We start from the raw sequence: 10,126 nt of genomic DNA, 5'->3' as shown, positions 1-10,126 counted from the left end.
CCTACGAATACATCTGCAAATGCTGGACAAAGGAGCCCGAACGCTTCAGGCTCGATCCAATCTATCAAATGCCGGGACTAAACACCTACGCCCTCTTTACGTTTATGTCCGCCCACCTGCGACATCGCGAATTGCCCCCTTGAACGCCGGGAATCGTCGGTCCACCTCAGCTCTCATTGCGCCTAGCCTCGACGGAGCGATCCCGTCTCGCGATGGAGTCCGAACGACGCCGCAATATAGTCCTGCATCACCAACTCGATAGAAGCCAGAACGAGCGGCCGCGCATGGCAGGGAACCTCGCCAGATCGGACGGTGGGGAACAGGTGGCCCAGATATTGGCCGATCAGCGGCTCCGGGATGTCCCAGTCTTCCAGAAGATCGAAAAGCTGCGCGACAGCAGCCTCGGCTTCGACGTTCGGCCAGTAATACCGAATGCGGTCGCTGTAGGAGAAATGCCGCAGACGGCGCCGCGCCTCTGCGTCGCCGTCGTAGTATTTTTCCCAGTGCGACGGATCAGCCAGCATGACCATTTCCATCACCTGCCGAAGCGTCCGATCCCTGCCCTCCGGCACAAGTTCGGTCGCGATTGAATCGAGACCGTAAAGCGCCTCGCGCAGCGCAAAGGTCAGGCCGGGGCCGACCTTGAGGATCGCAAAACCGTCGGAGACCAGCGCGGCAAGGCTCTCGCGGATCTGGTAGTCGGTGGAGTGCGCCTCGAACACAAGACCGGGCAGATCGTCCAGAGCGGCGCTCAGTTCCCGTGCAGCGGCGGGGTCATAGTCGATCACGTTGTGATTGCCGAACTCGACACCTGGCTGAACGACCAGACCGACCACCCGTGCGAAGGCGTCATCCAGCCCCGCCTCTTCGAAGACCACCCTGTGGGCAGATACCGTTTCGGTCGCAGCGGCAGCGGTGGTGACCTCCAGAGCGCCCAACTTCTCCATCGCGCCGCCGGGGATCGGCACCTCCGTTCCGATGACATAGACGGGGGCGGGCATGTCGCCGCCTGGCAGCGCCTCCTCCGCCGCAGCCGCCAGCCGCGCCGCCCTGCGCGCCGTCCTGGCATTGTCGAGCGCCACCGGCTCCCCCGCACAACCCATCGAACAATCAAGGTGCAACTTGGTGAACCCCGCGGCGGCATAGGCGCGAACCATGGCATCGGCCTTGTCCATCGCCTCCGCTGCCGGCAGCGACTTCCAGGGGTTTGGACCCAGGTGATCGCCGCCCAGGATAACCCGCTCGATCGGAAAACCGGCCGCCCGCGCGATGTTCTCGACACGGGCACGGAAATCGGCAGGCGTCATGCCGGTGTAGCCGCCGTCCTGGTTGACCTGGTTGCAGGTCGCTTCGATCAGAAGCGGCAAATCGGTCGGCAGGGTCGCGCGCATCGCCGCTTCCAGCACCATGGGATGGGCCGAGCAGACCGATGGCAGGCCCAAAGGTCCAGCCTTGACGCGCCAGCGAGCGATTTCGGAAAGAGGATGCGCACTCATCGCCGGCCCTCCGCGTCTTCCAGAAACCTCTCGAGTTCGGCTCGGGTGGAAGCCCCCTCCATCGGCCCGATCTCGGTCACGGCCCGCGCGCCCGCAGCATTGGCATAGCGGAGCGCCGTTTCGGGAGTCTCGCCTGCCACTCGCAGCGCGACAAAGGTTCCGCCAAAGCAATCGCCGGCCCCGGTGGGGTCGCGCTCCTCGACCGTATGGGCTGCCACGTCGAACCGCGCGCCAGGGGCGAAGTAGGACGCACCCTTGTCGCCCCTTTTGATCACGATCTCGCCGATCCCTCGGGACAGCAAATCGTGTATAGCGCCGTCTTCGTCGGTCGCTTCCGTGAAGTGGAATATCTCGTTGCCCGAAGGCAGAAAGATGTCTGTGCGGTCGATCAGGCCCGCGAACTTTTCGCGCAGGCCCGGCTTGTTCAGCATTTCGGCGCGGATATTCGGGTCGAAGCTCAGCGTGCCGCCCCGGGCTTTCAGCCGGTCAACGGCCTGAAGCGCGATCCCGGCCATACCTGGGACCGACAGGGCGGTGCCCATGATGTGGATATGCCCGCAGCTATCCATCAAGGCTTCGCCCGCATTGGTCAGAGCCAAAGTCGCAGTAGCGCTCCCGTCGAGCGTATAGACGAAGGCGCGCGATCCATCGGGGCGGTAGCGGACGAAGGCGCAGCCCGTCGCCTCGCCCGTAGCCACGTCTATCCCGGAGACATCGATTCCATCTGCCGCCAACCGCGCGATGTTGAGACGGCCGAAATCGTCATCGCCCACACGACCGATGATCGCGGCGTCGAACCCCAGGCGGCCGACCTGATCGACAAAGATCGCCGGTGCGCCGGAAGGATATGGGCCCGTCAGCGGTTGAACTTCCCGAAACCCATCGCCCCTGGTGGCAGCGACTATTTCGACGAGGATTTCTCCGACTGTCAGAATCTTGGTCATGGGAGCGTTGGCCTGTTCGGATTGTCACGGCACGTCCCGAACATCTGCGAAACGTGCCTTCGGAAATGCCCCCGCGCCTTCGGGGACAGAAGGCGCGAGAGTGTCCAGCCCTCATGCGGGCGGAAGTGTCACAACGTGGCGCCCATCATCATCCGCACGATCTCTTCGTCATTCGTCTCGGATGGACGGCGTTCTCCGGCGACGACGCCACGGGCGAGCACGATGATGCGATCGGCAGCTGCGAAGATGTCCGGCAGGTTGTGCGAGATCAGGATGATCCCCACGCCCTTCGATTTCAACCGCTCGATCAGCGCCATCACCTCGCGCTGCTCCGGCACGCCCAGGGCCGCCGTCGGTTCGTCCATGATGACAAGCTTTGCCTGCCAATGGATCGCCCGTGCAATGGCAATCGCCTGGCGCTGCCCGCCGGACATTTCGCGAACCGGCGCCGTCGGGTCCGGTACGACTATTCCGAGACTCTGGAGCACGTCGACCGCGTCGCGCCGCATCTCTTCCCGCGCGAGGAACGGAAGTCCCAGAAACCGGCGGGTCTTTTCCCGTCCGAGATAAAGGTTCAGTCCGGGGTCAAGATTATCCGCCAGGGCCAGATCCTGATAGATCGTCTCGATCCCGGCGGTCCGAATTGCTTCGGCCGACTTCCCGGTCAGGCGTGCACCGTCGAAATGCACCTCCCCTTCGGTCGGCGTGTAGACGCCCGAGATCATCTTGATGACGGTGGACTTCCCGGCGCCGTTGTCGCCGGCAAGCACGACACATTCGCCTTCATTGACGTCGAAGCTGACGTCCTTGACCGCCTCGTTACCTCCGAACCGTTTCTTCAGACCCTTTGCGCTGAGGAGTGCCGTCATGAGCTCACCCCCGTCAGCCGGTCTCTGGACTGATCGACAATCACGGCGACGATGATCACGAGCCCCACGGCGACGAACTGCCAGTAGGGCGGCAGGCCGGAGAAGACGAGGCCGAACTGGATCACCGCGATGATGATCGCGCCAATTACCGTGCCGACCACCGTGCCCTGCCCACCGGTCAGGGATGCGCCGCCGATAAACACGGCCGCGACGGCATAAAGCAGGATCGGCTCGCCCGCATTGGCAGCACCGGCCGAGAACCGGCCCGTGTAAATCAGCCCGCCTATGCCGGCGGTGAACGCCGAAAGAACGAAGAGAATGACTAGATGCTTCTTGACGTCCACCCCGGCCCGTTCGACCGACGCCCTGTTTGCGCCGAGAGCATAGGTGTGCACGCCGAACTTCGTGTGGGTCAGCAGGTAGCTGAAAACGATCGCTACCACTGCCGCTACCAATACCGGGACCGGGAAGCCCAGGATTATGCCATTGCCAATGGCACGCGCCTCGTCGCTGCGGATCGACACGGTCGCACCGCCCGCCACGATCAGCGCGACACCGCGGGCGATACCGTAGGTACCGAGGGTGCCGATGAAACTCGGCACGTTGATGAAGGCGACAAGCCAGCCGTTGATGAGCCCCACCACGATTGCCGCCAGGAGTCCGACGCCAAGCGCAAGGATCACCGTCAACCAGCCGCCCTCCGGACCGAAGAAGCGAATGACCAGAGCCATGACGACGGCGGAGAACCCGGTGGTGAACGCGATGGAAAGATCGATATGTCCCGCCACGATGACCAGCGTGAGGCCAAGCGCCAGAAGCAGGATCTGCGACGCAGCGACGGCAATCGATTGAAGCGTGTAGACACGGAAAAGGAACGTGTTCCCCGTCTCCATCTGCGCATAGAGTTCGAAGAAGCCGAGGATGAGGATCAGGAACAACCACGACCATGCGTTGAGTAGGGACTTCAAAAATGAAGTCCCATTATTCTCCAACATCAAGCTCTGCCTCATTCGGAATAGATGAACTTGGCGATGTCTTCGTTGTTCACATTGTCGGCGTCGATGACAGTGAACCCGGTCCCGATAGAGGTCGGCACCGACTGGCCGGTCAGAACAGCATAGGCGGTCATCACGCCATAATAGCCGATCTCCGCCGGATGCTGCGCAATTGCCGCATCGACGAGGCCGGACGAAATGTTATCGACAATGCTCTTGGGTGCGTCGAAGGCGATCACCGTCACGTCTTCGGATTTCTGAGCGCCATCCACGCCGTTGCCTGCCCCGAGCGCCGAGAACAGGTTCGCACCGAACACACCCGCGATGTCGGGATTGCGGGCCAGAACGGCCTGGAACTGCGATGCCGCCAGCGATGCGTCATTCTCGTTATACTGGGTCTCGAGCACTTCGACGTCGGGGTAGTTCTCGGCCATTTCGGCCTTGAAGCCTTCCTCGCGCTGGTCGGTCGTCGAGATGCCCGGACGCACGTTGGAGACGTAGACCTTGCCCTTTCCGCCGATCCGCTCGGCCAAGAAGCGTGCCGCCATACGACCGCCGCCGACATTGTCCGACGCGATGTAGGAGATCGGGAAGTCCCCATCTCCCGCACCGTCCTGATATTTTCCATCGTCGATAAAGGTGTCGACGGTGATAACCGGGATGCCGGCATCGTTCGCACGACGCAGCGGCTCGATCATCTGCACGCTGTCCGTCGGCGCAATAAGAATCGCATCGGGTTGGCGGGCGATGACCGCGTCGAGAACCGGCGTCTGCAGAACGGGGTCGAACTCTTCCGCGCCCTGGAAATCGACCGTGATACCAAGTGCCTCGGCCGCCGCCTGGGCGCCGCGGTTCATGGTGATGTAGAAGGCATCCGTCGTCAGGCCCGGAACGAGCGTGATCGTTATATCTTCTTGGGCCTGCGCCATGCCAGCCACGCCAAGCACGGCAGCGAACACGGTCGATCTGATGAGATTTAGCATAAAGATTTCCTCCCTTTGAAACCGGCTCCTCCGAACCGGAATACCGATGGCGGGGAAACATCACCCGCCGCGAACCAAACAGGTTCGACGAGTTTGATATTGCCCAACCGCGAGTTATGACGCAAGAATTAAGTTCCAGAAATATGTTTCACGGAGAGCAACGATGACCAGACGCTCCAAGGGCGCTCGGCTTTTGAACCGAAGCCTGATGCACACCGCCGCAAGGCTACATTACCTGGAGGGCGCATCGCAATTGGAGGTTTCGCGCCGTATGCAAGTCTCGACCGCAACGGTGTCCCGGCTGCTGGCGCAAGCCCGCGAAGATGGGATCGTACGGATCCATGTCGCCGATCTGGATGAGGCGGACGAGATCGGCGATCAGCTTTGTGCCGCATTGAAGCTGCGCGCCGTCCGCGTCGTTGAAAGCGACAAGGTCGCCGCGCTCGCCTCGAGCGTAGGCGCCCTGTTGACCGATGCCGAACTGCCGGCGGGATCGGTCGTCGCCATCGGATGGGGGCGCACAGTCCAGAGCGTTATCGCCGCTGGGCTTCCCCGGATACCGGACGTCATTGTGGTACCGGCGATGGGAGGAATACACGAAACCGCCTCGCATTTTCAGATCAACGAGTTCGTGCGCACCGCCGCCGAGCGGATGCAGGGCGACGCCTACTTTCTCCATGCGCCCTCCCTGGCCTCGGCGGAACTGCGCTCAGTGCTGAAGAAGGATCCCGATACCGCGCGAGTCCTGAAATACTGGTCAAGTGTCGATGCAGCGATCCTTGGTATTGGCGATTTCCAGCGGGCAACCAGTAATCGCGATGTCGCTTTCGAGAGCGACGACGCCCATCGCGTGGTGGGCGATGTGGTACGGCACTATTTCGATGAAAACGGACAGGAAATCCGGTGGCCCGGCCAGGATAATCTCATGGCGATCAGCCGCGATCAGTTGCGACGGATCCCTCTGAGCATCGGCGTGGCCATCGGCAAGGAAAAGGTCCGCGCCATCCTCGGCGCGGCACGGTCCGGCATGATCAATGCGCTCGTGACCGACACACGAGTGGCCCGCCTGATGCTGGACCATCTGGAAGGCACCGCCAAGGATCCTGCCGTCAGGGGGTGATATCAACATCTATTTTTGAAATATATTTCTGTAAATTATTGTTGAATGGAAGTGCGGAGGAAGTTATCTCCCTTGGTATCGGCCGATGGCATGCCAAGACTCTGAAACGAGGATCATCCGCATGAATACGAAAATGACGACTTCGGAGCTTCGCGGCTATCAGCAGATTTGCGGCGACAATGGTCTGATGATGGTCGTCGCCTGCGATCAACGCGGAGGCATGCGCAAGGTTCTGGCCGATACACCCGAGGCACAGGCCAAGATCGACGAGGCCACTCTGGGTGTGATCAAGGCCGGCATCGTCCGCCACCTCGCGAACAAGGCATCCTGCGTATTGCTCGACGCGGTATGTGCCGTGCCGAAGGTCGTCGATGAAGGCGTTCTTGCCCGTGACACCGGGCTTCTGATCGGACTCGATGCCTCGGGTTGGGATACCGACGCGAATGGCTATCGGATCTCTAAGCTGGTGCCAGGTATCGACGCCCGCCGCGTGCGCGAGCTGGGCGGCACCGGCGCCAAACTGATGGTGTATCTGCGCCCCGATCGCCCGGATGCGAATGAAGTCAACATCCGGATCATCCGTGAATGCATCACGGATTTTGCGCGCGAAGACGTGCTGCTGGTGGTCGAGATCCTGACCTACCAACTTGATGGTGAATCGGACGCGGGCTACGCAAAGGCCTTCCCGGATCTCATCGTCGATTGCGCCCGTATCTCGCTGGAGTTGGGGTCCAAGGTTCTCAAACTGCCTTATCCGGGCACCGCCGAAGCATGTCGCCGGATAACCGAGCTTTGCAACGGTGTGCCCTGGGCGGTACTGTCGGCCGGCGTCGACCACGAAACCTTTATCGGACAGGTAGAGACCGCCATGAACCACGGGGCATCAGGTGTGATCGCAGGCCGTGCTTTGTGGAAGGATTGCATCTCGCTCGACGCGAAGACGCATGAGACGCGCCTTGAACAGATCGCAAGCGATCGGCTTCGCCAGATCCAGAAGGTTCTGGACGCCCATGCGGTCCGGGGCTGAAACGGCCATTGGCGTGGATGTGGGGGGAACCCGCATCCGCGTAGCCCGAGTCAGCCGGGCGGGCGAGTTGCTGGAGCGCGTCATCGAGCCCGTCGGAAAGGACCGGAAGGGTTTCGCGGATCAGTTGCTGCGCTTGGTGGATGACCTGCGAACCGACGGCGACGCCGCCGTGGGTATCGGCATTCCAGGTAGGGTGGACGGCAATTCAGGCGAGATCATATCCGCAGGCTACCTCGATATTGTAGGGCTGGATCTGGCTAGCCTGATCACGCGCAGGACGGGCCTGCCCTGCCGGATCGAGAACGATGCAACCATGGCGTTGATCGCCGAAGGACAGGCCCGCCCCGAGGGCGCGCAGGGTTTGATCTTCATGATAACCGTAGGCACCGGGATCGGCGGCGCGGCGCTGAAGGACGGTGCGCCGTGGTATGGGGGCGGCTTCGCGGGTCAATTCGGACATATCGTCGTCGCCAGGGATGGGCCCCTGTGCAATTGCGGGCGGACCGGCTGTGTCGAAACCTTCAGCTCAGGCACGGCGCTTGGCCGTCTGATCACGGAGGCCGGCCTGCCTGAGGGAATCCGCGCGGACGATCTTCTCGCGCGTCCCAGGACGGGGGATCGCTTGGCGGCAGTCGTGCTCGACCAGTGGGCCAGCCCACTACAGCGAGCGATCGAATCCCTTGTCGCCGTGGCCGATCCGCGCCTCGTTCTCATCGGCGGCGGGCTTGGTGCCGATATGACACGTGCGCTTGAACGGTTGCCCCGGCGAAGCAAATGGTTCGAAATGCCCGTCGAGGCGGCATCACTTGGCGACAACGCAGGCGTCATCGGTGCGGGACTTCGCGCTTTTCAGGCAGTGCGCGGTGCGGAAGGGGGACCGGCGGCATGAGGCAGGCGATCATCGTCAACGGCGTGCCAGCCAGCGGCAAATCGACCGTCAGCGCGCGTTTGACCCAGGCACTTCATGACGCGGGCGTCGCCGCGGTGCCTCTAAGCCTCGACACGATCAAGGAGGGGCTCTTCGTTCATGTGGGAACCGGCGACCGCGAGCATAACCGGATGCTGGGCCGGGCCAGCTATCATGCCATCTTCAATATGGTCGCGGCTTTTCCCGACTGGCTGGTGCCGGTGATCGACGCGTGGCACGGGTTTCAGCCAGAAAGCGTCCTGCGCGATCGCATCGCGCACGCGAGGATCGAACGGGTGATCGAACTCTGGTGCCGGGTGACCCCGGAAACCGCCGCCGCGCGTTATCGCGCCCGGACTGCCGGTCGGCACGCGGGGCATCCGCCTACATCCTACGCCGATGAACTGTTCGAACTCACCAAGCGCGCAAAGCCCTTCGCCATCGGCCCCGTCGTGGAGATCGACACGGAAAAGCCGGTCGATCCGCAGGTGCTTGACGAGGTTCTCGACCTTTTGAGCTCGGCCACACTGCAAATTCCACCTGGAGGAGGAACATAAATGGCATCGTACGACAGAGGCCCCATTCTGTTGACGGGAGCCACCGGTGGCATCGGAGCGGCAACGGTCAGACATCTGGTCGCCAAGGGCGCCGATGTAATCGCCGGCGGCCGCGATGAAACGAAGCTCAAGGCGCTTGCCGACGAAACCGGCTGCCGGACGGTAGCCTTCGATCTGACTTCCGAGGACAGTGTGCGGGATGCCATAGGCGACCTGGATCTGTGGGGCGTGGTCAATTGCGGCGGTTTCGGCGGCGAGATCGCAACGCCGATGGAGACCGATATCGACGTGTTCGACAAGGTGATTTCGGTCAACGCCCGTGGCGCTCTGCTGGTCACCAAATACGCCTCACGCACGATGATCCGGCTCGGCAAGGGCGGCGCAATCGTCAACGTGTCCAGTCAGGCCTCTCTGGTCGCGCTGAAGGGCCATATTTCCTATGGCTCGTCCAAGGCGGCGCTGGACAACATTACGCGCGTTTCAGCACTGGAACTCGGGCCTCATGGTATCCGGGTGAACGGCGTGCATCCCACGGTGGTGATGACCGAGATGTCGGCGTTCTACTGGGGTCGCCCCGAGATCGGCGAACCGTTCCTGAAGCAGATGCCCCTCGGCCGTTGGGCGACGGAAGAAGAGATAGCGGCGCCTATCGCCTTCCTGCTGAGCGACGGCGCCTCGATGATCTCTGGCGTATCGTTGCCCATCGACGGTGGCTTCACCGCCTGTTGAGCCTATGAGAGGAACTAAGGATGGCTCTTCGCCTCAGCGCCGGCTCGCTCGCCAACCTGCTCGGCGCTGACCGCCAAGAGAGCATCTTGGTCCCGCCCGTGAAGGACGACGAAAGCGCCACTCTGCGCAACGGTTCTGGCGATGGCCGCGCCGATGCCGCGCGAGCTTCCTGTGACGAGCGCCACCTTGCCTTTCAGTTCCATGAAGTCTCTCCGTTGTTCTGCTCTGGCAACGCCTCGGAGAATCATGCAGGCAATTGCCAGCATGTCTCATCGACAGAGCGGTCCATGCCCATACGAAATGGCGCGCTACTACCTGGCGAAGCCAGCAATTTTCGCATATCCGCGCACCACCGCCTCCCGCTCATCGTGCGATGCGATCCTTTCGATGTCGTCGAACCCGTCCGGCGCGCGTGGCCTGCCCCTATGAGGTGGTCCAGTTTCAGTCTTAATGCATGATCGGCTTTCCGGCCATTGCCTGTGCAGATGGTGGTGCCGAT

Annotated in this window: 11 protein-coding genes; 5 read left to right on the top strand and 6 right to left on the bottom strand. The window is 62.2% G+C overall.

What is annotated here, in order from left to right; translation table 11 throughout:
- Positions 1–182: 182 nt before the first annotated feature.
- The 5 genes from GM910_RS26375 to GM910_RS26355 all read right to left on the bottom strand — a co-directional run bounded on the left by GM910_RS26375 (position 183) and on the right by GM910_RS26355 (position 5,263).
- Positions 183–1,496 carry a D-tagatose-bisphosphate aldolase, class II, non-catalytic subunit gene (locus GM910_RS26375; protein ID WP_159593791.1) on the bottom strand — a complete coding sequence of 438 codons (1,314 nt, stop codon included), beginning with the start codon at positions 1,494–1,496 and terminating at the stop codon, positions 183–185.
- On the bottom strand, positions 1,493–2,440 hold the full coding sequence (locus GM910_RS26370) for a tagatose kinase (protein ID WP_159593789.1): 948 nt from the start codon (positions 2,438–2,440) through the stop codon (positions 1,493–1,495). Before GM910_RS26370 ends, GM910_RS26375 begins: the two co-directional genes overlap by 4 nt.
- A gap of 128 nt (positions 2,441–2,568) precedes the next feature.
- Positions 2,569–3,309, bottom strand: coding sequence for an ATP-binding cassette domain-containing protein (locus GM910_RS26365; protein WP_159593787.1), 741 nt, complete (start codon positions 3,307–3,309; stop codon positions 2,569–2,571).
- On the bottom strand, positions 3,306–4,277 hold the full coding sequence (locus GM910_RS26360; RefSeq protein WP_201285606.1) for an ABC transporter permease: 972 nt from the start codon (positions 4,275–4,277) through the stop codon (positions 3,306–3,308). The genes GM910_RS26365 and GM910_RS26360 overlap by 4 nt, the downstream gene beginning before the upstream one ends.
- A gap of 38 nt (positions 4,278–4,315) precedes the next feature.
- A complete protein-coding gene (locus GM910_RS26355; protein ID WP_425482736.1) occupies positions 4,316–5,263 on the bottom strand; it encodes an ABC transporter substrate-binding protein in 948 nt (315 codons plus the stop codon).
- Positions 5,264–5,450: 187 nt separating this feature from the next.
- On the opposite strand from GM910_RS26355, the gene GM910_RS26350 reads away from it, so the two are divergent.
- The 5 genes from GM910_RS26350 to GM910_RS26330 all read left to right on the top strand — a co-directional run bounded on the left by GM910_RS26350 (position 5,451) and on the right by GM910_RS26330 (position 9,627).
- Complete coding sequence (locus GM910_RS26350) at positions 5,451–6,407, top strand: sugar-binding transcriptional regulator (RefSeq protein WP_246226383.1); 957 nt, start codon at positions 5,451–5,453, stop codon at positions 6,405–6,407.
- A 121-nt stretch (positions 6,408–6,528) separates the two neighbouring features.
- Positions 6,529–7,434 carry a tagatose-bisphosphate aldolase gene (locus GM910_RS26345; RefSeq protein WP_159593781.1) on the top strand — a complete coding sequence of 302 codons (906 nt, stop codon included), beginning with the start codon at positions 6,529–6,531 and terminating at the stop codon, positions 7,432–7,434.
- A complete protein-coding gene (locus GM910_RS26340; protein ID WP_159593779.1) occupies positions 7,364–8,323 on the top strand; it encodes an ROK family protein in 960 nt (319 codons plus the stop codon). Before GM910_RS26345 ends, GM910_RS26340 begins: the two co-directional genes overlap by 71 nt.
- Positions 8,320–8,898 carry an AAA family ATPase gene (locus GM910_RS26335; RefSeq protein ID WP_159593777.1) on the top strand — a complete coding sequence of 193 codons (579 nt, stop codon included), beginning with the start codon at positions 8,320–8,322 and terminating at the stop codon, positions 8,896–8,898. The genes GM910_RS26340 and GM910_RS26335 overlap by 4 nt, the downstream gene beginning before the upstream one ends.
- Positions 8,899–9,627, top strand: a complete 729-nt coding sequence (locus GM910_RS26330) for an SDR family oxidoreductase (protein WP_159593775.1) — start codon at positions 8,899–8,901, stop codon at positions 9,625–9,627.
- A 14-nt stretch (positions 9,628–9,641) separates the two neighbouring features.
- Here GM910_RS26330 and GM910_RS27690 read toward each other — a convergent pair whose 3' ends face one another.
- Positions 9,642–9,830 (bottom strand): SDR family NAD(P)-dependent oxidoreductase, encoded by a 189-nt coding sequence (locus GM910_RS27690; protein WP_201285605.1) that lies wholly within the window; start codon positions 9,828–9,830, stop codon positions 9,642–9,644.
- Positions 9,831–10,126 lie beyond the last annotated feature (296 nt).

The sequence above is a fragment of the Chelativorans xinjiangensis genome (assembly GCF_009812055.1).
GTDB classification, from domain to species: Bacteria; Pseudomonadota; Alphaproteobacteria; order Rhizobiales; family Rhizobiaceae; genus Chelativorans; species Chelativorans xinjiangense.
Note: the sequence above shows the minus strand (reverse complement) of the source record. Positions and strands in the feature narration are given on the sequence as shown.